This is a genomic window from Corynebacterium guangdongense (genome assembly GCF_030408915.1).
In the GTDB taxonomy this organism is placed as follows: Bacteria; Actinomycetota; Actinomycetes; order Mycobacteriales; family Mycobacteriaceae; genus Corynebacterium; species Corynebacterium guangdongense.
Window position 1 is genome coordinate 414,116 of the sequence record NZ_CP047654.1, and the last position, 22,009, is coordinate 436,124.

Below are 22,009 nucleotides of genomic sequence, written 5' to 3' on the forward strand. Positions count from 1 at the left end.
CCTTAGCGCTTGAAAAGGCCGGACAGAACGGAACCGATGTTAGCGGTGCCCGGGGTGTCGCTGTCGTTGCAGGTGCACCACTGGTTGGCGGGGACCTGTGCCTTGACGGAGTCGATGTGGTTGCCGCAGCCGGCCCAGGTGGTCTTGCCGCAGGAGTTGCAGGTGGCGGGGTAGCACATGGTGGAGGTTCCTCTCGGAGAATTTAATACCTGTGGGGGTATGTTGCTGACGGGGGTTAATATACCCATGGGGGTATGGGGGCGCAAGTCTCTGTGCAATATCCGACCCGGCCGCCTCGTCTTCCCGTGTAATTGCACGGGATCAACGGCCCCGGCAGGCGTGTCATTGCATCCACCCGGAACCTGACCTGCTCGATCCCCGTCCAAGTAGGCATGGATGTCCCGACCTTGAGGTCGACGCACGAGCTCGTCGGCGCCGCACGCAACCACCTGCCAGCACACGCCCGAAACGATGAGGTCGACGCGTCAATCGCCGAGCACTACACCAGGGCGTCACCCGATCTGTGGGTCCCCAATTCGTCCCTGCGTCCGCCCGGGCTGGTGCGCAGGGAATCCGCGCATCACCCCCGGGGACTCGGCTACCGGGTGCCGGCGCGGGTCCGGGCGTTGGCGCACCTGCAGGAACGGCCGGACTGGGTGGCCGACGGCTTCAGCGCTGCCGCTCTCCACGGTTTCGGGGCGTTCTCGGAGTCCTCGGACACCATGCTGCTCGGCGTCACCCGCAAACGGCTCGCTTCCCGCCCGGAACAGGCCACGACGCGGAGGCTGCATGACGCGGTGCGTACCCGGTTCGTCTCCGTCGAGGGTCGCCACGTCCTGGTCGTCGACCGGGGCACGGCCATCGCGCACTGCCTCAGGGACATCCGGGCCGGAGCGGTCTCCTGGCCGATCACCCGGGGGCTGGCATTCCATGACACGTCCATCCGGGCCATCCAGTTCCTCGATCACGTGCTGGACCGCACCACGCTGACGGCCGAGGACATTCGTGGCCAGTGCGCCGGGCTCGTCGACTCCCGGTGGCTGCGACGTATGGTGGCGTCGACAAGCCAGGGCATGGAATCTCCGCCGGAGACGCTGCTCAGGCTGGTCGTCCGGAACCACGGCGACTTCGAGCCTCAGGTACCCGTTCACGACGGCGGTCTGCTGATCACCCGGGCGGACCAGGCCGACAGGCGCCGCCGCGTCGCGCTGTTCTACGACGGGGAGCATCATCTGGATCGTCGGCAACGTGACAAGGACACGGCGATCACCCGGACCATGCACCGCCTGGGCTGGACTGTCGTCCGCCTGACGGCGACGGACCTTGCGGATGCGGGTCGGGTGATCGAGGCGATCAGGGTTTCCGTGCAAAATAACGCTCCCCGAACCCCTCGTGATTATGCAATTACATAGCAACGCCGGGGCCGGGGAGCGTGCAATTGCACGACGGGGCTACTTCGATTCCTGCGAAATCCGTTCGACGAGCTGCTCGCGGACCTCCTTGCGGGAGACCTTGCCCATCATGTTCGCGGGCAGTTCCTCGAAGTGGTAGAAGGTGCGCGGCACCTTGTAGGGGGTGAGCCGTTCCCGGGCGAAGGCCTTCATGCCCGCGATGTCGATGGCCGCGCCTTCGCGCAGGGTCACGCAGGCGACGACGTCCTCGGACCCGTCCGGGCGTGGCTTGCCGACGACCGCCGCCGCCTCAATGTCCGGGTGTTCGGCCAGGACCTCCTCGACCTCGGCGGGGTAGACGTTGAATCCGCCGGTGATGATGACTTCCTTGATGCGGGCGACGAGCTTGACGAAGCCGTCGGAATCCATGACCCCGACGTCGCCGGTGCGGAACCAGCCGTCGTGGAAGGTCTTCTCGTTGGCCTCCTCGTTGTTGAGGTAGCCGGCCATCACCTGCGGGCCGCGGGCGAGGATTTCCCCCTCCTGGCCGTCGGGCATCAGCTCGTCGAGGCTCTCAGGGTTGACGATGCGGATCTCGGTGTCGGGGAAGGGGACGCCGATGTATCCTGCCTTCCGCTTGTCGTTCATCGGGGTGCCGATGAGAATCGGCGAGGTCTCGGTGAGGCCGTAGCCCTCGACGAACATGCCGGAGGTGCGGCGCTCCCACTTGTCGACGAGTTCCTTGGGCATGTTGGCCGCCCCGCAGAAGGAGTTGCGGATGGACTTCAGCGAGAAGTTCTTCTCGTCGGCGGTCTCCATGACCCGCTCGAAGATCAGCGGGACGCCCGACATCCAGGTGATGGGTTTGGCCTTGAAAGCGTCGGCGATGAGGTCCATCTTCGGGCTCGGGACAATGACCATCTGGCCGCCGACGTAGGGCGCCAGGGTGAGCACCGTGGTCAGGCCGTAGGCGTGGAAGAAGGGCAGGGCGGCGAGCATGTACTCCTGCTCTTTGCCCAGGTCCTTGACCCAGGCTTTGCCCATGGCGATGTTGGAGAAGAGGTTGCCGTGGGTCAGCTGCGCACCCTTCGGGGCGCCGGTGGTGCCGGAGGTGTACATGATCACGGCCGGGGTGTCCGGGGTGACCTGGACCGTGTCCAGGTCCGCTCCGTCGCCGCCGATGGCCGTTCCGACCAGCGCGTCGAAGGGCACGGTGTTCGGGGCGGCGCCGTGGAGCTGCTCGCGGGCCTCGCGCAGGGCGGGCAGCGGGATGCGCAGGGCCAGCTGCTTGATCTTCGGCATCGCCTGGATCACGTTGACGCTGACGATGGTCTCCAGGGCGGTGTCACCGGAGTCGCGGAGTTTCTCGAAGACCGGGGCGGCCTTGTCCCAGACGACGGCCACCCGCGCCCCGGAGTTGACGAAGGGATCGTGCAGCTCGTGCGTGGTGTAGAGCGGGTTGTGCTCGGTGACGGTGGCGCCGAGCTTGAGCACCGCATAAAAAGCGACGACGTGCTGCGGGCAGTTCGGCATCGCCAGCGCGACCTTGTCGCCCGGCCGGACGCCGAAGGCGCGCAGGCCGGCGGCGGCCCGGCGCACCAGCTTGTCCAGCTCGCCGTAGGTCATCTCGCGTCCGAAGAACCACGTCGCCGGCTTCTCCGGATTACCGGCGACGGCGTCGTCCCACACGTCGTTGAGGGTGGTGTCCCCGTAATCCAGCGTCGGATCGGTCCACTCGGAGTAGGCGGACAGCCAGGCCTTGGTCTCGGCGGCGCTCATGGTTCTCCTTCGGTGTTGGCGATCAAAGTCAAAATCAACGGTCAATTAAGCCTCGGCCGCCAGTATAGGGACAGCGGGAACACCGGTGTCGGCCGCCGCTTTCGGCGCCGACGGGCCTGCCTATGATGAGGGCATGCGCATCGCGATGATCTCCATGCACACCTCCCCGCTGGAGCAGCCCGGCGTCGGCGACGCCGGCGGCATGAACGTCTACATCATCAACACCGCCCGCCAGCTGGCGCGACGGGGGGTGACGGTGGACGTCTACACGCGTGCCACCCGGCCCAGCCAGGGTGAGATCGTCGAGGTCGAGGAGAACCTGCGGGTCATCAACGTCATTGCGGGTCCCTACGAGGGCCTGGCCAAGGAGGAGCTGCCCACGCAGCTGGCGGCGTTCGCCGGCGGCGTCATCGAGTTCGTCCGCTGCCGGCAGGGCCTGGCCTACGACGCCATCCACTCCCACTACTGGCTCTCGGGTCAGGTGGGGTGGCTGCTGCGGGATCTGTGGGACGTCCCGCTCATCCACACCGCGCACACCCTGGCGGCGGTGAAGAACGCCCATCGGTCCGAGGGTGACACCCCCGAGTCCGAGGCCCGGCGCATCTGCGAGCAGCAGCTCGTCGACAACGCCGATCTGCTGGTGGTCAACACCGTCGACGAAACCCGGGAGCTGGTCGCGCACTATGACGCCGACGCGGCCAAGATCGAGGTCGTTCCGCCGGGCGCCGACACCGAACTGTTCACCCCGGGAACGCACCGCAACACCGAGCTTTCCCGGCGCCATCTCGGCATCCCGCTGCACGCGAAGGTCGTCGCCTTCGTCGGCCGCCTCCAGGAGTTCAAGGGGCCGCAGGTGCTGCTGCGGGCCACCGCCGAAATCTTCGAGCGGGATCCGCACCGCAACCTGCGGGTCATCATCTGTGGCGGGGCGTCGGGGGCGTCGGCAAGCAGCAGCACCTACCGAAATCTGGCCGGGGAGCTGGGCCTGGCCAACCGCGTGCGTTTTCTGGATCCGCGCCCGCCGGAGGAGCTGGTCAGCGTGTACCAGGCCGCCGACATCGTGGCGGTTCCCTCCTACAACGAGTCCTTCGGCCTGGTCGCCATGGAGGCGCAGGCGACGGGTACCCCGGTCGTCGCCGCGGCGGTGGGCGGTCTGCCCATCGCCGTCGCCGACGGTGAGACGGGTCTGCTGGTCCACGGCCATGATCCGGCCCAGTGGGCGGATGCGCTGGAGCAGCTGCTTGACGACGACGAGCGACGCATCGCCATGGGCGAGGCCGCCGTCGGTCACGCCGCCCAGTTCAGCTGGGCGGCCTCCGCCGGGAGACTCGCAGCCGTGTACGAACGCGCCCTGGCGATCGAACTGCCCGACTGTCAGGGAAGAAAAGCCCAGGGTTAGGAAAAACCACCCCTGTGACCAGCATTGCCCCGATGAAAGTGGCATGCTGGAGGTCATGACTAACGGAAAGCTCATTCTCGTCCGGCACGGTCAGTCCGTGTGGAACGAATCCAACCAGTTCACCGGTTGGGTCGATGTTGATCTCACTGACAAGGGTCGTGGCGAGGCCGTCGCCGCCGGCAAGCTGCTCAAGGAGCAGGGCGTCCTCCCCGACGTCGTGTACACCTCCCTGCTGCGTCGCGCCATCACCACCGCGAATATCGCGCTGGATGCGGCCGACCGCCACTGGATTCCGGTCGTGCGCAACTGGCGTCTGAACGAGCGCCACTACGGCAAGCTCCAGGGCCTGAACAAGGCCGAGATCCGGGAGCAGTTCGGTGAGGAGCAGTTCATGGAGTGGCGCCGTTCCTACGGCACCCCGCCGCCGGCGATCGACGTCGACAACGAGTACTCCCAGACCGGTGACCCGCGCTATTACAACCTGCCGGAGGTCCCGCGCACCGAGTGCCTCAAGGACGTCGTCGAGCGCTTTGTCCCGTACTTCACCGACAACATCCTGCCGCGCGCGGCCAAGGGTGAGTCCGTGATGGTCGCCGCGCACGGCAACTCCCTGCGTGCCCTGGTCAAGTACCTGGACAAGATCTCCGACGATGATATCGCCGGCCTGAACATTCCGACCGGCCAGCCGCTGGTCTACGAGATCGCCGCCGACGGCTCCGTCGTCAACCCGGGCGGCACCTACCTGGACCCGGAGGCCGCCGCCGCCGGCGCCGCCGCCGTGGCCAGCCAGGGCCAGAAGTAAGGGCGATCCTTCCTGCCCGTGGATCTGATTCTCGCGTTCCTGCTCGGCGCCTTGGTGGTGGCGTTGATGATTCCGGTGACGGTGTACGTCCGTCGCCGGCTCGTCCGTATGCGCGCCACCGCCGCCGCGAACGACAACCAGGTCACGACCATCAGCCAGGTGCTGCATCTGGCCACCCAGGGCTCGCCGACCGGCGTCACGGTCCTGGACCGCGGGGGAGACGTGGTGCTCTCCAACGCCCGTGCCCACGACATGATGATCGTGCACGACCGGGCGATCAACCCTGAGGTGTGGGCCGTCGCCCAGCAGGTCTTCGCCGACAAGGAGACCCATTCCCTCGAGATCGAGATGCCGAAGCGGCGCACCGGCACCCGGGTTTCCAACGTCCGGGCGGTCGTCAAGCCGTTGACGCTTGTCGACGACCGTTTCGTCGTCGTCTACGCGACCGACGAGAGCGAGAACGTGCGCATGGAGTCGGCGCGGCGTGACTTCGTCGCCAACGTCTCCCACGAGCTCAAGACCCCGGTCGGCGGCATGAGCCTGCTGGCCGAGGCCCTTCTCGAGGACCCGGGCGACCGGGCGCACGTCGAGTACTTCGGTTCGCGGATACTCAAGGAGTCCCACCGCATGGCCAGCATGATCAGCGAGCTGATCGCGCTGTCCAAGCTCCAGGGCGCCGAGGCCCTGCCGGAGATGGAGCCGGTCAAGGTCGACGACATCATCACGGAGGCTTTTCGGCGCAACCAGGTCGCCGCCGACCAGGCCGGCATCCTCCTCACCCGGGGCGTCAGCTACGACGTCCAGGTCCTCGGTGACCGTTCCCTGCTGGTGACGGCGCTGTCGAACCTGGTCTCCAACGCCATCAACTACTCGCCCCACTCCGCGCCGGTGTCGGTGACCCAGAAGATCATCAACGACATCGTCCACATCCGGGTCACCGACCGCGGCATCGGGATCGCCCCGGAGAACCAGAAGCGCGTGTTCGAGCGCTTCTTCCGGGTGGACAGGGCCCGGTCCCGCCAGACGGGCGGCACCGGGCTGGGCTTGGCCATCGTGAAGCACGTCGTCGCCAACCATGGCGGTAATATCAAATTGTGGTCCCGCCCCGGCACGGGATCGACGTTCACCATTGAACTTCCCATCTACCGTCCGAAACCCGACTCCGTCGAGGAGCTCGAGGCAAAACAGTCGGATGACGAGACATCATCTGCAGGCGCGCAGGCGCTTCGCGAGGCCGTCAGCCGTGTGACGACGCGACGAAAGGAGTCATAGCAATGACGACCACCATCCTGATTGTTGAGGACGAGGAATCCCTGGCGGATCCGCTGGCTTTCCTGCTCAAGAAGGAGGGGTTCAACACGATCGTCGCCGGCGACGGGCCACGGGCTCTCGAGGAGTTCGCCCGCCACGAGATCGACATCGTCCTGCTGGATCTGATGCTTCCGGGCATGTCGGGCACCGACGTGGCCAAGCAGCTGCGCACCACCTCCAACGTGCCGATCATCATGGTCACCGCCCGGGACTCCGAGATCGACAAGGTCGTCGGCCTCGAGCTAGGCGCCGACGACTACGTGACCAAGCCGTACTCCTCGCGCGAGCTGATCGCCCGCATCCGTGCCGTGCTGCGACGCGGCGGAACCGAGGCGGAGGAGGTCGAGGTCGAGGACGAGCAGATCCTCGAAGGAGGCCGCGTCCGCATGGACGTGGAGCGCCACGAGGTCACCGTGGCCGGCGAGCCCGTGGCCATGCCGCTCAAGGAGTTCGACCTGCTGGAATACCTGCTGCGCAACTCCGGGCGTGTCCTCACCCGCGGGCAGCTCATCGACCGCATCTGGGGCGCGGACTACGTCGGCGACACCAAGACCCTCGACGTCCACGTCAAGCGCCTGCGCTCCAAGATCGAGGAGGAGCCCTCCCGCCCCCGGCACCTCGTCACCGTGCGTGGCCTGGGCTACAAGTTCGACGCCTAGCGACGCCCCCGCCGAGGACGATTACTCTCGACGTCATGATTGTCGAGGAATTCTCCTATCCCTCCGCCAACGGGCGTGACGAGATCACGGCCTGGCTCTACCGCCCCGAGGAGGAGACCGGCCCACCCCGGGCACTGTTCCAACTCATCCACGGGTACGCGGAACATTCGCGCCGCTACATGCCGATGATCGAGGGGCTCACGGAGAAGGGGGTCGTGGTCGTCGCCGACGACCACGTCGGCCACGGCGCCACTGCGCTGTCCTCCGGAACCTGGCTGGACACCGGGGGCACCGGCTACCAGACCTTCATCGACGATGAACTGGCGCTGACCAAGATCGCCCGGGAGAGCTACCCGGACCTGCCGCTCATCCTCTTCGGCCACAGCTGGGGATCCATGATCGCCCGCGAATACGTCTCACAGTGCCCTGATCTGGCCGCCGGGCTGATTCTTTCGGGCGTCGTCGAGCAGCTGACCTCCGCCGGCCTGGACATGGAGGTGCTCAGCCAGTCGGCGCGGGCGGCCATCGCCCTCAACGTCTCCCCGAAACTGCGGGAGGTCTCGCCCCGGCTGCGCGCCAGCTCGGAGGAGGAGGTCGTCACCGAGCTGGCCTCGGTCATCGCCACCAAAGCCACCGCCCGCTACGAGGAGGACGACCCGATGGCCTGGGTCGCCACCGACGTCGACGCCCGGCGCGAGTTTCTGGAGGACCCGCTGGGAGCTCCGGCCCGGCAGCCGAGCTTCGACTTCTTCCGCGATCTGCTCGGGCTCTACATCCGGGTCGGGTCGGATCGCTTCCCCCGCCGGGTGCGGAAGGACCTGCCGATCCTCATCATGTCCGGCGACCAGGATCCGATGGGCAACTACGGGGAGGGCGCCTATCACCTGGCCAACAAGCTGTGGAAGGAGGGACATGGGCACGTGCGGACCCGCGTCTTCCCGGGGGCGCGCCATGAGATTCAATGGGAGGGGTCGTCCCGGGGTGGCGTCCGCAAGGAGATCCTGCGCTTCCTCGACGACGTCGTGGAGGCGGGGCGCAAGGTCAGCGTCGACGAGGCCCCGCCGCGTCGCCAGGCGTACAGCTAGGAGAGCTCGCCCCGCGCGGTGGCGGGGTGACGGGTCCGGAGTCGGCCGCCGACCGCCTCGTCGGCCCGGGCCCGGTTGCGGCAGTGCTCGGCGAGGAGCTCATAGGAGGGGTCGCCCATCAGCGCGATGAGCTCCTCGCGCTGGGTGATCCACATCGGCTCGGCGGCCGTGTGGCAGCCGGAATCGCCGGTGCAGTACCAGTCGAAGTCCTCGCCGCCGCCGCCCCAGCCACGGCGGTCGTACTCGCCGATGGTGGTGCGCAGAATTTCCTGGCCGTCCGGTCGCTCCTCGTAGGCCTCCAACCGGCGCAGGGGCAGCTGCCAGCAGACCTCGGGCTTGACGACGGTCAGCTCCTCCCCGGCGTCGACCGCCCACTGGTGCAGGGCGCAGCCGGCGCCGGTCGGCCAGCCGGCCCGGTTGGCGAAGACGCAGGCCCCGCCGGTGACCTTCGTCTTCAACGCCGGCTGGGGGTTGCCCTCCTCGTCGTCCAGCTCGTCCCAGACCAGCCAGGGTTCGATCTCGTCGGTGGCGTCCGGGGAATCCGCGGCCGCGAAAAACTCGTCGACGGCCGCACTGCGCCCCTGCCAGTACTTGGCGGGCATCCGCTTGACGGCGTCGTAGAGCTGGTCACGGTCAGTCTCGTCCGCCATGTAGGCGCCGTGGTTGCAGCAGCCGACGTCCGGGTCAGATTGGAGGATGCCGTGGCACGCGTCGGTGCCGAATGCGCAGTTCCAGTTCGACTCCAGCCACGTCAGATCGACGGAGAAGACGTGGTGTTCGTCCTCCGGGTTGGTGAATTCGAACCAGTCACGGGGGAAGTCGGGGGCAACTTCACGACCAGCAGAAATGGATCGACCTGCTGGGGAATCAGCGGGGAAGCCGAGGAAAACTGTGGTATTGCGAGGTTGGTTCACACTGACACACCGTAGACCGTCTACCCTGATAGGCGTGCGTTTAGGTGTATTGGATGTGGGAAGCAACACGGTTCATCTCGTGGCGGTTGACGCCAGGGACGGTGGTCGACCGACCCCGATGAGCGACTGGAAGACCGGGCTCCGGCTCGTCGAGATGCTCGACGGGGACGGGGCCATCGACGACAAGGGCATGAAGAAGTTGACCGAGGCGGTCGCCGAGGCCGCGGATCTCGTCGACAAACTCGGCTGCCAGGAGATGATCCCGTTCGCGACGTCCGCCGTGCGATCGGCGACGAACTCCGAAGCGGTCCTTGACCACGTGGAGAAGGAGACCGGCGTGCGCCTGGAGATCCTCTCCGGTGAAGAGGAGGCCAACCTGACCTTCCTCGCGGCCCGCCGCTGGTATGGCTGGTCCGCCGGCCGCATCACCAACCTCGACATCGGCGGCGGCTCGCTCGAGATGTCCACCGGTCTCGACGAACATCCGCAGATCGCCGTCTCCCTCGACCTCGGCGCCGGCCGCCTGACCCACGAATGGTTCGACACCGACCCGCCGGAGCGCAAGAAGATCAACACCTTGCGCGACTACATCGACGCCGAGCTCGCCCGTCCCGCCGCTGACTTCAAGGCCATTGGTGTGGAGGGCCTCGCCGTCGGCACCTCCAAGACCTTCCGTACCCTCGCCCGACTGACCGGCGCCGCGCCCTCCTCGGCCGGGCCTTACGTCCAGCGCACCCTGACCGCGCCGGGCCTGCGTCAGTTGATCTCCTTCATTTCCAGGATGACCGCCGCGGACCGAGCCGAGCTCGAGGGCATCAGCTCCGACCGATCCCACCAGATCGTCGCGGGTGCCCTCGTCGCCGAGGCCTCGATGCGCGCCCTGGGCCTCGAGAAACTGGAGATCTGTCCGTGGGCTCTGCGAGAAGGGGTGATTTTGCGTCGACTGGACAAGGGGACTGGAATAGAGTGACGGGAAAGACGGAAGGACACCTGAGCAATGGCTGAAGACAAACAACTCACGGTTGCGGAGCTGCTGGCCCGCTCCCGTGAGAGCAAACCGGATGCGGAGCCGCCGCGGCGTCGGCGTCGCCGCAGCCTGGAGGAAGGTGGGATCTCCGTCGCCGAGTTGACGGGGTCGTTCCCAGCCGTCGAGGCCACGCCACCCGAGTCCAAGCACAGTTCCGTGCCCTTGGATGCCTCCCCTGAGGATTCCGACGCCGAGCGTCAGGCCGCGGAGAAGGCCGAAGCCGAGCGTAAGGCCGCGGAAAAGGCCGAAGCTGAGAAGAAGGCCGCCGAGAAGAAGGCGGCCGACAAGGCGGAAGCTGAGCGCAAGGCGGCCGACAAGGCGGAAGCTGAGCGTAAGGCTGCGGAGCAGAAGGCCGCCGAGGAGGCGGAAGCCGAGCGCAAGGCCGAAGCCGAGAAGAAGGCCGCCGAAAAAAAGGCCGCCGAAAAAAAGGCCGCCGAAAAGGCCGAAGCCGAGAAGGCCGAAGCCGAGAAGAAGGCCGCGGCCGACAAGCGTGCTGCCGAGGATCGCGCCATTCTCGAGGAGAAGGCCCGCAAGGAGCGTGAGGCTCAAGAGGCCGAGACGGCCGCCGTCAAGAAGCCGTCCGCCGATGAGACGACCGTCATCAGCAAGATCACTGAGCAGCCCAAGCCGAAGGAGTCGGCAGCCCCGAACTCCCTCACGTCCGCTTCCAGGGCCGGCGCCACCGCGGCCGACACAACGGCCATTCCGACTGTCAGGGCGGACGCCCCCGAACGGCGAGGGTACGGCGACACCGCCACCATCGACGCCGTCCGCATCGACGATGATGACGAACGCTACGCCGACCGGCAGGTTGAGCACAGTCACGACAGTGGGGCCGAGGACTGGGAGGATGAGGGCGCCGGCATCGCCACAGTCATCGGGATGGCGCTGGTGGGCGTCGTCATCGGCGTTATCGTCTTCATCGGTTTCGAACTCATGTGGGGACAGCTGAACTCGTGGTTCGTCACTCTCCTCGCCCTAGCGGTGACCGCCGTCATGGTTGCCGTCATCCGGGCGCTGCGCACCGGCCGCGACGCCGCGGCCATGGCACTGGCAGCCCTCGTCGGCCTGGTCATGACCTTTGGGCCGGCCATACTGGTGCTCTAAAAAGATCGCCTTCCCTTCCGTCACCCGGGCCGGGGGCCGCACGTTGCTGTGGCCCCCAGGCCCGGTTCTCTTTGCCCGGAAGGCGGGTGGTCTGTCTACCATGGGCGCCATGAACAAAATCGCAGTTATCGGTGGCGGACAGATCGGCGAGGCGCTCGTCTCGGGTCTGGTCGCCGCTGGCCGGGAACCGTCCAGCATCATCGTCACCAACCGTTCCGAGAAGCGTGGGCAGGAGCTTGCCGACGCCTACGGGGTCCACACCACCAACGACAACCAGCAGGCGATCGACGAGGCCTCCGTGGTGTTCCTGTGCGTGAAGCCGGTGGGCATCCACTCCATCCTCCACGAGATCTCCGAGGCGCTGGAGTCCAACGACGACACCGTCGTGGTGTCCCTGGCTGCCGGCGTCACCCTGGCGTCGATGGAGGAGGCGGCGCCGGCGGGCCAGCCGATCGTCCGCGTCATGCCGAACACCCCGATGCTGGTGGGCAAGGGCATGAGCGCCTGCGCGCCGGGTCGCTACGTGTCCGAGGCGCAGATGGAGCTGGTGACGAAGCTGCTGCAGGCCGTCGGGCAGGTCGCCGTGGTGGAAGAGTCGGACATGGACGCGGTCACCGCGCTGGCCGGCAGCGCCCCCGCGTACTATTTCCTGCTCACCGAGGCACTCGTCGACGCCGGTGTCCAGCTCGGCCTCAAGCGCAGCCTCGCCACGACGCTGGCGTCGGCGGCGGCATCCGGCGCGGGTGCCCTGCTCGACGCCGAGAGCCCGGACCCTGCGCGTCTGCGTCAGGCCGTCACCTCTCCGGCGGGAACCACCGCGGCCGCTCTGCGCGAGCTGGAGGAGTCGGGTCTGCGTGGGGCGATCTACCGCGCGGCGGAGAAGTGCGCCCAGCGCTCCGCCGAACTGGGCGGGCTTGGATAATAGGGGATAGGGGGATAGACCCACCCCGTCCCGCAAATTTCTTTCCCGTAAGTCGCATGAGTAACAAATTTAACGGTAGACTTGTTCCGGCACGTGCGTGTTGATACTGCGGGAGGGGAAGCCTGCAGCGCGCCCCGTGCTGAAGGGTTGATAGTTATGGTGAATGAAGATAAAGGTTCGTTTCTGACCGTCGCTGAGGTCGCGGAGATCATGCGCGTCTCGAAGATGACGGTGTACCGCCTGATCCACGCAGGTGAGTTGGCCAGCGTTCGCGTCGGCCGCTCCTTCCGCGTTCCGGAGAAGGCCGTGAAGGATTACCTCGACTCCTCCTACTACGAGGTCGGGTAGCCCGGCGCCGTTGATCTGAACCGCGTCGCTGTGGCGTCGCCATCATGCCTCGGAGGAGTCTTCGGAGTCTTCCCGGGGCAGGACGGCGACGCCACACTGCTTTTCCGGCCGGGGAGTTCGGAGGGGCCTGTTTGGTTGCGAATAGCGCCCTCGGTATGATGGACCCCATTCGTGTTCGCCTTCGGGTAGGAGTGCACCTTACCCACGTGTGTCAACCCTCCTCGAGCGGGTTCCGCGGAGAGGCGAACAGGACTTGAGAAAAGTACGTACCTAACAACGAACTGAAACGAGGAAACCCATGGGTTCAGTCATCAAGAAGCGTCGCAAGCGCATGTCCAAGAAGAAGCACCGCAAGATGCTTCGTCGTACCCGCGTTCAGCGTCGTAAACTGGGCAAGTAAACCTTGACCAGCAGGGCCCCGTCACCAGGACTTTTGTCCCGGTGCCGGGGTCTTGTCGTTGTGCCGGGGTTAGACCTGGTCCTGGCGCAGACGAAGGCCGCGGCGGTAGCGCTGCACCCGGTTGAGGGAGAATGCGGCGGCGACGAGCGTCGGCACGCCCCAGCGGCGGACGGCCTGGCGCATGCTGCGGTAGTCGCGCACGGCCCAGCCCCGGGCCTTCGCCTCCTTCTTGAGTCCCGCGTCCGGGTTGATGGCCACGGCGGTGCCGACCATGGACAGCATCGGCAGATCGTTGCTGGAGTCGGAGTAGGCGGTGCAGCGGGAGAGGTCGAGGTTCTCCATGGCGGCCAGGGCCGCCACGGCGTGGGCCTTGCCGGGGCCGTGGAGGATGTCACCGACCAGGCGGCCGGTGAACCTGCCGTCCTCGACCTCGGGGACCGTTCCGAGGGCGCCGGTCAGGCCGAGGCGGTCTGCCAGGATGTGCGCGAGCTGCACGGGGGTGGCGGTGACGAGCCACACCTGCTGGCCGGCGTCGAGATGCATCTGCGCCAGGGCGCGGGTACCGGCGTAGGTCTTCTCGATCATCTTGTCGTCGACGATTTCCTCGCCAAGGGCGATGAGGTCGGCGACCGGGCGCCCCTTGATGAATTCGAGGGCCTTCATGCGCCCCGCCGCGACGTCCCCGGCGTTCTCCTTGCCGCTGACCTTGTACTTGATCTGCTTCCACAGGAAGGGGGTGATCTCCGAGAGGCGGAAGAATTTCTTGCGGGTCATCCCGACCGCGAGCTCGACGAGGGAGGAGCCCTGGATGAGGGTGTTGTCGACGTCGAAGAAGGCGGCGGCGCCCGTGTCGACCGGGATGTCCGGGTCGGGGGTCGCCCGGTCGGTCCGGCCGGCTGAGTGGTAGGCCCCGGACACGGAGTCGACTCCGGAGGTGAACTCGTCGAAGCCCAGGCCGAAGGTCTCGCGGATGGCCTCGGCGGCGGCGGCTTCACCCGCTTCGCGCTGTTCCTCGTCGCCGAGCGGGGGAGCTGCGGTGTCCTCGATGAAGTGGCGGATGTTGCCCCGCGAGCGCGCCCACAGGGAGAGGAACTCTCCCGGATCCGCGGGGAATCCGGGCTCCCCGTTGTTGCTGGGATGGCTGGTCACCGCGACTGGCACCCGCCCTTCCTGAACTCGCTGACAGCTGACCGACTAATCTTTACCATCGTAATGCCCCGCCGGGGCGGCGGCCCGTCGGGATTCGGGCCCTGCCATGTGAACCCGGGGAGCCGTGAACGAGGAAGGAATGATTTCATGCCGAAAGCAGGGACTCCCCGGGAGGTTGAACTCATGGTCCGGACCACGTGCGGCTCCTGTGCGCGGGTGGAGGCGCAGATCACGCCGGTGGTGTCGGCGGCCGGGGCGCGCCTGAGCGTCCGCAACGTCGATCACGACCGTGAACTGGCCATGGAGTTCGGGGACCGGGTCCCGGTCGTGGTCATCGACGGGGAGGAATTCTCCGCGTGGGAGGTCGACGACAGAGAGCTCGCGGAGGAACTGGCGGACTAGGGGCGCCCGGCCGGGCGGGTCCGTGGGGTCACCCGGGGAGCTCCCCGGCTAGGAGTGGGCGGTGCGGATCGCTACACTGGCTATAGCCCAGGGTTAATCAATGGTTTGATTCAATCGGGCATTCAGCCCGCTTTGTGTCCTATCGAGGAACGAGCCCGGCATTGTGGGACCCACCTCCGGGCGCGGCGGAAGTCCGTGGTCGGGGGGCGTACAAGGAGGACTATTTCGTGAGTGTGCTCGTCGTAGGGATGTCGCACCGGTCTGCGCCGGTGGCGCTCCTGGAGCGTCTCAGCATGGACGACACTGTCCGAAACGACACCACCACCCGTCTGGTCGACCGGCCGTCGCTGTCGGAGGCCATGATCGTCTCCACGTGTAACCGTCTCGAGGTCTATTCGAGCACGGACTCCTTCCACGCCGGCGTCGCCGACGTCATCGAGGTGCTGGCGGAGATCTCCGGCGTCGACACCGAGACGCTGCGCAGCTACCTCTACGTCCGTTACGCGGACGCGGCGGCCGAGCACATGATGGTCGTCGCCGCCGGTCTCGACTCCATGGTTGTCGGTGAGCAGCAGATCATCGGGCAGGTGCGCACCGCGTACCAGTCCGCGGCCGAGAAGGGCACCGTCGGCCCGAAGCTGCACAGCATCGCCCAGTCGGCGCTGCACGTCGGCAAGCGCGTGCACTCGGAGACCGGCATCGACGAGGCCGGCTCCTCGATGGTGACCTACGCGCTGGACCAGGCGATGGCCAACGCCGACCTCGAGGATCTCGCGGGCAAGACCGCACTCGTCCTCGGGGCCGGCGCGATGGCCTCGTTGGCGGCCACCCATCTGGGAAAGCGCGGCGTCGAGAAGCTCATCATCGCCAACCGCACTTTCGAGCGCGCGCAGCGGGTCGCCCAGCACGCCCGCGAGGCCGGCGTGGCCGCCGAGGCCCTGGCCTACGAGGACCGGGCCGCGGTGCTCGGTGAAGTCGACATCGCCGTTTCCGCGACTGGCGCGGACGGCTTCACCATCACCGCCGACGACATCCCGGAGACGCGGGCGTCGCGCCTCATGCTCGTGGATCTTTCACTGCCGCGCGACATCGACGACGCCGCCGGCGAGGTCGCGGGCGTCGACCTGGTCAACATCGAGTCGCTGCACAAGTCGGTGACCGCTCGCGACTCCACCTCCCGGGCCCATCTCAAGGCGCAGAAGATCATCGCCGACGAGCTGCGCGAGTTCCAGTCCGAGCAGCGCGTCCGGGACGTCGTGCCCGCGCTGACCGCAATGCGCACCCGCGCCAACGACATCATGGAGTCCGAGGCGGACCGTCTGCGCTCCCGGCTGGGGGAACTGGACGACAAACAGTTCGGGGAGGTCACCAAGGCCATGCGCCGCGTCGTCAACGAGATGCTGCACACCCCGACCGTCCGTGCCAAGAAACTGGCCGCGGAGGAGGGCACCGTCACCTTCGGCGACGCCCTGACCCGCCTCTTCGGCCCGGACGAGGCCGACGCCGACTCACCGAGCGTCGCCGTCAACGCGGTGGACCTGCCGCGGGTCGACCAGACCGACACAGGAACCATCTACACCCTGCGAAAGGACGCTGAAAACGCATGACCACCCTCAAGATCGGCACCCGGGGCTCCAAGCTGGCCACCACCCAGGCCGGCCACATGCGCGACGCGCTCATCGCCAACGGCTACGACGCGGAGCTGACCATCATCACCACCCCCGGGGACGTGAACATGGCCCCGGTCGAGCGCATCGGCGTCGGGGTGTTCACCCAGGCCCTGCGCGAGGCGATGGAGGCCGGCGAGTGCGACATCGCGGTCCACTCCTTCAAGGACCTGCCGACCGCGGCCGACGAGCGTTTCCACCTCGTCGTCCCGGTCCGGGAGGACAGCCGCGACGCGCTCATCGCCCGCGACGGACTCACCCTGGCCGAGCTGCCGGAGGGAGCCCGCGTCGGCACCTCGGCCCCGCGGCGCATCTCCCAGCTGCGTGCGCTGCGACCGGACCTGGACATCCAGCCGCTGCGCGGCAACATCGACACCCGGATGGGCAAGGTCACTGACGGCGAGCTCGACGCCGTGGTGCTCGCCTACGCCGGCCTGTCCCGCGTAGGCCAGGCAGACCGGGCCACCGAGGTCTTCGAGAAGGACCTCGTCTACCCGGCCCCGGCCCAGGGCGCGCTGGCCATCGAGTGCCGCGCGGAGGACGAGCGGGCCCTCGCCGCCATCACCACCCTGCTCGATTCGGACGCCCTGACCTGCGCCACCGCCGAGCGCACCGTCCTCAACCGCCTGGAGGCCGGCTGCACCGCGCCGGTCGCCTCCTGGACCGAACTGGGCGAGGACGGCACCATCACCCTGCACGCCGGAGTCTTCGCGGTGGACGGCTCCACCCAGCTGACGTCCTCGGAGTCCGGCACCGACCCGGTCGCCCTGGGGCAGGCACTGGCCGACCGACTGCTCGCCGAGGGGGCGGCGGGGATTATCGAGGGCTGATTCCGCGCCCGTTCGTCCCCGTTCCTCCCCATTCGTCAAGGCCGTGCCCGACCAGTAGGATCAACCGGACTATGGCCGACCTTTCGATTAGCACTGACCGTCTCACCGTCACTCTCGGCTGGTGGGAGAAGCTCGCGGCCCGGCGATCCCACTTCACCCTCCCCCTGCGCGCCATCGTCGGAGTGGCCGTGTGCCCCTCCGCCATCGGCGCCGCCGGGGTGGAGGAGGGGGGCGAGCGCCGCCTCCAGGCCACGCGCATCCCCGGGCTCCTCGCCACCGGAACCTACGCCAACGAGGGCACCGGCAGCCGCACCTTCCTGGCCTCCCACCGCAGCGGGCCGGGCCTGGTCCTGGATCTGGAGGGCGCGACCGTGGATCGTGTCATCCTCACCACGCCGCACGCGGAGATCTACGCCGAGGAACTGGCCCGGCACGGCGCGACGCGCCTAGACGGGGACCAGTGAACCGCCCGTCACACTCGGGTGGGTAAAATGACGTGTTTTTCTTTTGTGGCCATCCTAAATTAGGGTGTAACTATCACATGAGGTCTGCCCGGTGTGCGACCGGCCCCAGCTAGTGCAAAAGTGGAGGTCACACGCTAGCTTGGCAGACTTTCTGTGTGGATAGCGGAAACGCTCCACCATCCGGTGCCCATGTGCGCCACTCCAGCCGTGCCCTGTTGGGGCGCGACCTGTGATGACATATTGACCAGAGTTTCGACCTTAGAAAAGAACCGAATGAGCCAGGCACCACAGACTCCCCAGCCGGGGAGGATCGTCTTCGTCGGCGCCGGTCCGGGAAACCCCGACCTGTTGACCGTCCGCGCCCGTGAGGTCCTCGCCAACAACGTCATCGCCCTGACCGACGCGGACGTGTTGGCCGGAGTCCGGGACATCGTCGGCGAGAGTCTCCCGGTTCCTGCGTCCAAGCTGGAGGCGGCGAACGAGGAATACGAGCGCATGTGCGCCGAGGCCAAGGACGCGGGTGCCCGTCGCAAACCGCCGCGTCCCGAGGGGCCGAGCGCGGGGGAGATCCGCATCGTCACCGACCGTGAACCGGCCGCCGTGGTCGAGCAGCTCAAGCAGGGCCAGGCCGACGTCGCCGAGGCGTGGGAGCGGGGGGAGGCCGGCGAAGGCTACGTCGTCCGCCTGGTCTCCGGAAACCCGCTGACCAGCGACTCCGTCATGGCCGAGATCAGCGCCGTGGCCGCCGCCGGTCTGGAGTTCCAGATCGTGCCGGGGATGTCCCTGCCGTCGACCGTCCCGTCCTTCGCCGGCATCGCGCTGGGCTCGACCTACACCGAGACCGACGTCTCCGGCGGCAACGTCGACTGGGATCAGCTCGCCGCCGGCCCGCAGCCGCTGGTGCTGCAGGCCACCGCCGAGGACCTGCCGGTCGTTGCGACCGAGCTGCAGGCCCGCGGCCTGTCCGCGAGCACCCCGGCGTCGGTCACCACCAACGGCACGACCCGTCTGCAGCGCACCCACGACGTCACGCTCGGCACCCTGGCCAAGCTCGACGCCGAACTGCCGGGCCACCTCGTCGTCACCCTGGGCAAGGGCGTCGATGAGCGCACCAAGTACTCCTGGTGGGAAAACCGCCCTCTGTACGGCTGGCGCGTGCTGGTCCCGCGCACCAAGGAGCAGGCCGCGTCGATGAGTGCCCGCCTCTCCGGGTACGGCGCCATCCCGCAGTCCGTCCCGACCATCTCCGTGGAACCGCCGCGCAACCCGGCGCAGATGGACCGCGCGATCAAGGGCATCGTCGAGGGCCGCTACCAGTGGATTGTCTTCACCTCGGTCAACGCCGTGACCGCCGTGTGGGACAAGCTCCACGAACTCGGCCTCGACGCCCGTGCCTTCGCCGGCGTCCACATCGCCGCGGTGGGCACGAAGACCGCCGATGAGCTGCGCGCCCTGGGGCTGCACCCCGAGCTGCTGCCGCGCCCGACCGAGCAGAACGCCGCGGGCCTGGTCAAGGTCTTCCCGGAGTACGTCGAGGAGCTCGACCCGGTCGGCCGGGTCCTGCTGCCGCGCGCCGACATCGCCACCGACGTGCTCGTCGACGGCCTCATGGACAAGGACTGGGAGGTCGACGACGTCGTCGCCTACCGCACCGTCCGCGCCGCCCCGCCGGCGGCCGAGGTCCGGGACCAGATCAAGACCGGCGGTTTCGACGCGGTCTGCTTCACCTCCTCGTCGACGGTGAAGAACCTGGTGGGTATCGCCGGCAAACCCCACCAGCGCACCATCATCGCCGCCATCGGCCCGATGACGGCGGAAACGGCTCGCGAGATGGGCCTGCGCGTCGACGTCATGCCCGAGGTCGCCGACGTCCCCAGCCTGGTGGACGCGCTGGCCGAGCACGTCGCCCAGCTGCGCGCCACCGGCCAGCTGCCGCCGCCGAAGAAGAAGCGGCGGGCACGGCGCAAGCCGACCGAGGCGGCGGCGGAGACGATGGAACCGCAGGCGGACAGCGCCTAAGACGGCTTATCGACGACCGCTTCGTCGCTCCGGCGAAGTCCGTGTCGGCCGGGGTCCTTATGATGGGGGTCAAGGCTTGAACACCTCAAGCGACCAGATCCGTCGGAAGGACCCCTTTGTCGTGACCACCCCAGATTTCACGCCGATCCCGGCCCGTCGTCCCCGCCGTCTGCGCACCACCCCGGCCATGCGTGACATGGTGTCCGAGACCAGCCTGCGACCCGCGGACCTCATCCTGCCGATGTTCTTCGCGGACGGGCTGAGTGAGGCCAGGGAGATCTCCTCCATGCCGGGCGTGCACCAGCACACCCTCGATTCACTGAAGTCGGCCGTCGAGGAGGGCCTGGCCGCCGGCGTCCGCTGCTTCGACATTTTCGGCGTCCCGCTCGACTCCGACAAGGACGCCACGGGTTCCCCGGCCTGGGATCCGGACGGGGTCCTCAACCGGGCGCTCAGCGCGCTGCGCTCCGAGTTCGGCAACGACGCCATCATCATGGCGGACACCTGTCTGGACGAGTTCACCGACCACGGCCACTGCGGGGTGCTCAGCACCGACCGCTACGGCGAGACCGTCGTGGACAACGACGCCACCCTGCCGCTCTACCAGCAGATGGCCGTGGCCCAGGCCGAGGCCGGCGCCCATATCGTCAGCCCCTCCGGCATGATGGACGGCCAGGTCCTGGCCATCCGCGAGGCGCTCGACGCCGCCGGTTTCGACGACGTGGCCATCATGGCCTACTCCGCCAAGTACGCCTCCGCCTTCTTCGGTCCCTTCCGAGAGGCCGTCGGCTCCTCCCTGCAGGGCGATCGCCGCACCTACCAGCAGGACCCCGCCAACCTCCGGGAGTCCCTCCTGGAGGTCGAGCTCGACATCGAGGAGGGGGCGGACTTCGTCATGGTCAAGCCGGCGATGCCGTATCTGGACGTGCTCAGCGAGGTCGCCCAGCTCTCCTCCGTCCCCGTGGCCGCCTACCAGGTCTCCGGCGAGTACGCGATGCTCCAGGCGGCCGGCCGTAACGGCTGGGTCGACCTGGACGCCGTCATGATGGAGTCGTTGATCTCCATCAAGCGCGCGGGCGCCGACCAGATCCTGACCTACTTCGCCGTCGACGCAGCAAAGGCCCTCGCCCGTTGAGCTCTCCCGTGACTGACGACAATAAAACCGGCGACACTAAAACCGGCGACCAGAAGCAGCGGAAGGATCCGCTGGGCCGGCCGGAAACGGTCCGTCTGGCGGTGCAGCTGTGGGCCGCGACGGTCGCCCTGCAGCTGATCCACCTGGTGTTCAACGTGATCATGCTGATCATCGACCCCTCCGGACTGAAGGCCGCCGCCCGGGAAACCGCGGACGCGCGCGACGTCGAGGAGGTCACCACCGAAATGATCCAGGGCAGCGTCATCGGCTCCGTGGTCATCATGACGCTGATCAACCTGCTCATCCTCGGTCTGCTGACCTGGGGTCTGCTGGCCATCAACAAGCGGAGCAGGCACGCCGGTTCCGCGCGCCACCTCTGGCTGGTGTTCAGCATCTACTTCGCGTTGCAGGGCATCACCGTGTTCGCGTTGTCCCCGGCCGGTTCCGCCGTCCCCGACTCCCTGTTCCTGGTGGACGGCTCGCTGCAGATCGTCGCCGCCGTCGCCGCGGTGACCGGCCTGGTCTTCGCCTCCAAACAGGACACCCTGAACTGGATTGACCCGAACCGCAAGGAGAAGATGTCGTTGCCGCCCGGCCCCCGGGGGCCGCGTCCACCGACATCCCGATAAGCCCCCGGGCCCTCCCGCACCACCCAAGGACTTCCCTCATGAGCAGCACCTACCCCTCCTACCGGCCGGACCCCAACGACCCGAACAGGCGACGTCGCGTCGTTCTCCCGGAGGACGGGAGCTGGCCGGTCCAGCTGCGCTGGGGCTTCCTGCTGATCCTGGGGACCGCGGTCCTCATGATTGCCACCGGACTTGTTCAGCTCACCGGCGGATTCCCCGGTAATCCGGACGCCGACTACGCCTACATCCAGTCCTACATGTTCAACCTGCGCTTCACCGCCGTGTGGAACATCACTGCGGCGGTCATCCTGGCGCTGCTGGCGGCCCAGCTGCGTACCGGCCACAAGCTGGCCCGTCGCTGGCTGGCGGCGGTGATCACCCTGACCAGCATGCTCAACCTCATCTCCTTCCTCCTCAACGTCACCGGGTTCGCGGGCATCCTCATCCTCGTTCTGCTGGTCCTGGCCCTGCTCCTGCTGTTCCGCCCCTCCTCGAACGCCTTCATGGATCGAGAGTGGGAGGCACGCCGTAACGCCTGAACCCTCGAGCCCGCGGCCGTCGTGGTTGTAG

At 67.6% G+C, this 22,009-nt stretch carries 23 protein-coding genes; 19 read left to right on the forward strand and 4 right to left on the reverse strand.

The genetic code is table 11. The annotated features are described in order from the left end of the window. Positions 1–2: 2 nt before the first annotated feature. Positions 3–179 carry a DUF8730 family Cys-rich protein gene (locus tag CGUA_RS01955; RefSeq protein ID WP_290197189.1) on the reverse strand — a complete coding sequence of 59 codons (177 nt, stop codon included), beginning with the start codon at positions 177–179 and terminating at the stop codon, positions 3–5. A 213-nt stretch (positions 180–392) separates the two neighbouring features. Here CGUA_RS01955 and CGUA_RS01960 point away from each other — a divergent pair, with 213 nt between their 5' ends. Further along, complete coding sequence (locus CGUA_RS01960) at positions 393–1,412, forward strand: putative endonuclease domain-containing protein (protein ID WP_290197191.1); 1,020 nt, start codon at positions 393–395, stop codon at positions 1,410–1,412. A gap of 39 nt (positions 1,413–1,451) precedes the next feature. Here the strand turns inward: CGUA_RS01960 and CGUA_RS01965 are convergent, their stop codons facing one another. Continuing rightward, complete coding sequence (locus CGUA_RS01965) at positions 1,452–3,170, reverse strand: long-chain-fatty-acid--CoA ligase (protein WP_290197193.1); 1,719 nt, start codon at positions 3,168–3,170, stop codon at positions 1,452–1,454. 133 nt (positions 3,171–3,303) lie between these two features. On the opposite strand from CGUA_RS01965, the gene mshA reads away from it, so the two are divergent. The 5 genes from mshA to CGUA_RS01990 are packed head-to-tail and all read left to right on the forward strand — an operon-like array spanning position 3,304 to position 8,426. After that, on the forward strand, positions 3,304–4,569 hold the full coding sequence (gene mshA, locus CGUA_RS01970; protein WP_290197195.1) for a D-inositol-3-phosphate glycosyltransferase: 1,266 nt from the start codon (positions 3,304–3,306) through the stop codon (positions 4,567–4,569). A 55-nt stretch (positions 4,570–4,624) separates the two neighbouring features. Then, positions 4,625–5,371, forward strand: coding sequence for a phosphoglyceromutase (locus CGUA_RS01975; protein ID WP_290197197.1), 747 nt, complete (start codon positions 4,625–4,627; stop codon positions 5,369–5,371). 18 nt (positions 5,372–5,389) lie between these two features. Then, positions 5,390–6,643, forward strand: a complete 1,254-nt coding sequence (locus tag CGUA_RS01980) for a sensor histidine kinase (protein ID WP_290197199.1) — start codon at positions 5,390–5,392, stop codon at positions 6,641–6,643. A gap of 2 nt (positions 6,644–6,645) precedes the next feature. Beyond that, the gene (locus CGUA_RS01985) at positions 6,646–7,341 is read left to right on the forward strand and encodes a response regulator (RefSeq protein ID WP_290197201.1); all 696 of its coding nucleotides are present in this window, start codon (positions 6,646–6,648) and stop codon (positions 7,339–7,341) included. 35 nt (positions 7,342–7,376) lie between these two features. Further along, the gene (locus CGUA_RS01990; protein ID WP_290197203.1) at positions 7,377–8,426 is read left to right on the forward strand and encodes an alpha/beta fold hydrolase; all 1,050 of its coding nucleotides are present in this window, start codon (positions 7,377–7,379) and stop codon (positions 8,424–8,426) included. Here the strand turns inward: CGUA_RS01990 and CGUA_RS01995 are convergent. Beyond that, positions 8,423–9,340, reverse strand: coding sequence for a DUF3109 family protein (locus CGUA_RS01995; protein ID WP_290197205.1), 918 nt, complete (start codon positions 9,338–9,340; stop codon positions 8,423–8,425). The genes CGUA_RS01990 and CGUA_RS01995 overlap by 4 nt on opposite strands. A 34-nt stretch (positions 9,341–9,374) precedes the next feature. Between CGUA_RS01995 and CGUA_RS02000 the strand changes: the two genes are divergently transcribed. The 5 genes from CGUA_RS02000 to CGUA_RS02020 all read left to right on the forward strand — a co-directional run bounded on the left by CGUA_RS02000 (position 9,375) and on the right by CGUA_RS02020 (position 13,144). Beyond that, positions 9,375–10,310, forward strand: a complete 936-nt coding sequence (locus CGUA_RS02000) for a Ppx/GppA family phosphatase (protein ID WP_290197207.1) — start codon at positions 9,375–9,377, stop codon at positions 10,308–10,310. Positions 10,311–10,337: 27 nt separating this feature from the next. Beyond that, the gene (locus CGUA_RS02005) at positions 10,338–11,474 is read left to right on the forward strand and encodes an Rv0497 family membrane protein (RefSeq protein ID WP_290197209.1); all 1,137 of its coding nucleotides are present in this window, start codon (positions 10,338–10,340) and stop codon (positions 11,472–11,474) included. Between the two features lie 109 nt (positions 11,475–11,583). Next, entirely contained in the window at positions 11,584–12,396 is an 813-nt protein-coding gene (gene proC, locus CGUA_RS02010) for a pyrroline-5-carboxylate reductase (RefSeq protein ID WP_290197211.1), read from the forward strand. 156 nt (positions 12,397–12,552) lie between these two features. Continuing rightward, complete coding sequence (locus CGUA_RS02015) at positions 12,553–12,744, forward strand: helix-turn-helix domain-containing protein (protein WP_290197214.1); 192 nt, start codon at positions 12,553–12,555, stop codon at positions 12,742–12,744. A 298-nt stretch (positions 12,745–13,042) separates the two neighbouring features. Then, positions 13,043–13,144 carry a 30S ribosomal protein bS22 gene (locus CGUA_RS02020; protein ID WP_003855542.1) on the forward strand — a complete coding sequence of 34 codons (102 nt, stop codon included), beginning with the start codon at positions 13,043–13,045 and terminating at the stop codon, positions 13,142–13,144. Between the two features lie 69 nt (positions 13,145–13,213). Here CGUA_RS02020 and CGUA_RS02025 read toward each other — a convergent pair whose 3' ends face one another. Next, on the reverse strand, positions 13,214–14,293 hold the full coding sequence (locus CGUA_RS02025; RefSeq protein WP_290197216.1) for an HAD family hydrolase: 1,080 nt from the start codon (positions 14,291–14,293) through the stop codon (positions 13,214–13,216). 147 nt (positions 14,294–14,440) lie between these two features. Between CGUA_RS02025 and CGUA_RS02030 the strand changes: the two genes are divergently transcribed. The 8 genes from CGUA_RS02030 (at position 14,441) to CGUA_RS02065 (ending at position 21,978) form a co-directional block, all read left to right on the forward strand. Then, positions 14,441–14,695, forward strand: coding sequence for a glutaredoxin family protein (locus tag CGUA_RS02030; RefSeq protein WP_290197218.1), 255 nt, complete (start codon positions 14,441–14,443; stop codon positions 14,693–14,695). 227 nt (positions 14,696–14,922) lie between these two features. After that, positions 14,923–16,302, forward strand: coding sequence for a glutamyl-tRNA reductase (locus CGUA_RS02035; protein ID WP_290197220.1), 1,380 nt, complete (start codon positions 14,923–14,925; stop codon positions 16,300–16,302). Further along, entirely contained in the window at positions 16,299–17,192 is an 894-nt protein-coding gene (gene hemC, locus CGUA_RS02040) for a hydroxymethylbilane synthase (RefSeq protein ID WP_290197222.1), read from the forward strand. Before CGUA_RS02035 ends, hemC begins: the two co-directional genes overlap by 4 nt. Before the next feature lie 71 nt (positions 17,193–17,263). Further along, entirely contained in the window at positions 17,264–17,656 is a 393-nt protein-coding gene (locus tag CGUA_RS02045) for a hypothetical protein (protein ID WP_290197224.1), read from the forward strand. 273 nt (positions 17,657–17,929) lie between these two features. Beyond that, complete coding sequence (locus CGUA_RS02050) at positions 17,930–19,675, forward strand: bifunctional uroporphyrinogen-III C-methyltransferase/uroporphyrinogen-III synthase (RefSeq protein ID WP_290197226.1); 1,746 nt, start codon at positions 17,930–17,932, stop codon at positions 19,673–19,675. A gap of 121 nt (positions 19,676–19,796) precedes the next feature. Then, positions 19,797–20,810, forward strand: coding sequence for a porphobilinogen synthase (gene hemB / locus CGUA_RS02055; protein ID WP_494337336.1), 1,014 nt, complete (start codon positions 19,797–19,799; stop codon positions 20,808–20,810). Positions 20,811–20,818: 8 nt separating this feature from the next. Further along, positions 20,819–21,439 carry a hypothetical protein gene (locus CGUA_RS02060; RefSeq protein WP_290197228.1) on the forward strand — a complete coding sequence of 207 codons (621 nt, stop codon included), beginning with the start codon at positions 20,819–20,821 and terminating at the stop codon, positions 21,437–21,439. Between the two features lie 38 nt (positions 21,440–21,477). Next, positions 21,478–21,978, forward strand: a complete 501-nt coding sequence (locus tag CGUA_RS02065; RefSeq protein WP_290197230.1) for a hypothetical protein — start codon at positions 21,478–21,480, stop codon at positions 21,976–21,978. The last annotated feature ends 31 nt before the right edge of the window (positions 21,979–22,009 follow it).

What these genes read in the sequence shown, in the direction of transcription:
- CGUA_RS01955 (WP_290197189.1), bottom strand. Translation starts at nt 179, where the DNA reads ATGTGCTACCCCGCCACCTGCAACTCCTGCGGCAAGACCACCTGGGCC.
- CGUA_RS01960 (WP_290197191.1), top strand. Translation starts at nt 393, where the DNA reads ATGGATGTCCCGACCTTGAGGTCGACGCACGAGCTCGTCGGCGCCGCA.
- CGUA_RS01965 (WP_290197193.1), bottom strand. Translation starts at nt 3,170, where the DNA reads ATGAGCGCCGCCGAGACCAAGGCCTGGCTGTCCGCCTACTCCGAGTGG.
- mshA (WP_290197195.1), top strand. Translation starts at nt 3,304, where the DNA reads ATGCGCATCGCGATGATCTCCATGCACACCTCCCCGCTGGAGCAGCCC.
- CGUA_RS01975 (WP_290197197.1), top strand. Translation starts at nt 4,625, where the DNA reads ATGACTAACGGAAAGCTCATTCTCGTCCGGCACGGTCAGTCCGTGTGG.
- CGUA_RS01985 (WP_290197201.1), top strand. Translation starts at nt 6,646, where the DNA reads ATGACGACCACCATCCTGATTGTTGAGGACGAGGAATCCCTGGCGGAT.
- CGUA_RS01990 (WP_290197203.1), top strand. Translation starts at nt 7,377, where the DNA reads ATGATTGTCGAGGAATTCTCCTATCCCTCCGCCAACGGGCGTGACGAG.
- CGUA_RS02005 (WP_290197209.1), top strand. Translation starts at nt 10,338, where the DNA reads ATGGCTGAAGACAAACAACTCACGGTTGCGGAGCTGCTGGCCCGCTCC.
- proC (WP_290197211.1), top strand. Translation starts at nt 11,584, where the DNA reads ATGAACAAAATCGCAGTTATCGGTGGCGGACAGATCGGCGAGGCGCTC.
- CGUA_RS02015 (WP_290197214.1), top strand. Translation starts at nt 12,553, where the DNA reads ATGGTGAATGAAGATAAAGGTTCGTTTCTGACCGTCGCTGAGGTCGCG.
- CGUA_RS02020 (WP_003855542.1), top strand. Translation starts at nt 13,043, where the DNA reads ATGGGTTCAGTCATCAAGAAGCGTCGCAAGCGCATGTCCAAGAAGAAG.
- CGUA_RS02030 (WP_290197218.1), top strand. Translation starts at nt 14,441, where the DNA reads ATGCCGAAAGCAGGGACTCCCCGGGAGGTTGAACTCATGGTCCGGACC.
- hemC (WP_290197222.1), top strand. Translation starts at nt 16,299, where the DNA reads ATGACCACCCTCAAGATCGGCACCCGGGGCTCCAAGCTGGCCACCACC.
- CGUA_RS02045 (WP_290197224.1), top strand. Translation starts at nt 17,264, where the DNA reads ATGGCCGACCTTTCGATTAGCACTGACCGTCTCACCGTCACTCTCGGC.
- CGUA_RS02050 (WP_290197226.1), top strand. Translation starts at nt 17,930, where the DNA reads ATGAGCCAGGCACCACAGACTCCCCAGCCGGGGAGGATCGTCTTCGTC.
- CGUA_RS02065 (WP_290197230.1), top strand. Translation starts at nt 21,478, where the DNA reads ATGAGCAGCACCTACCCCTCCTACCGGCCGGACCCCAACGACCCGAAC.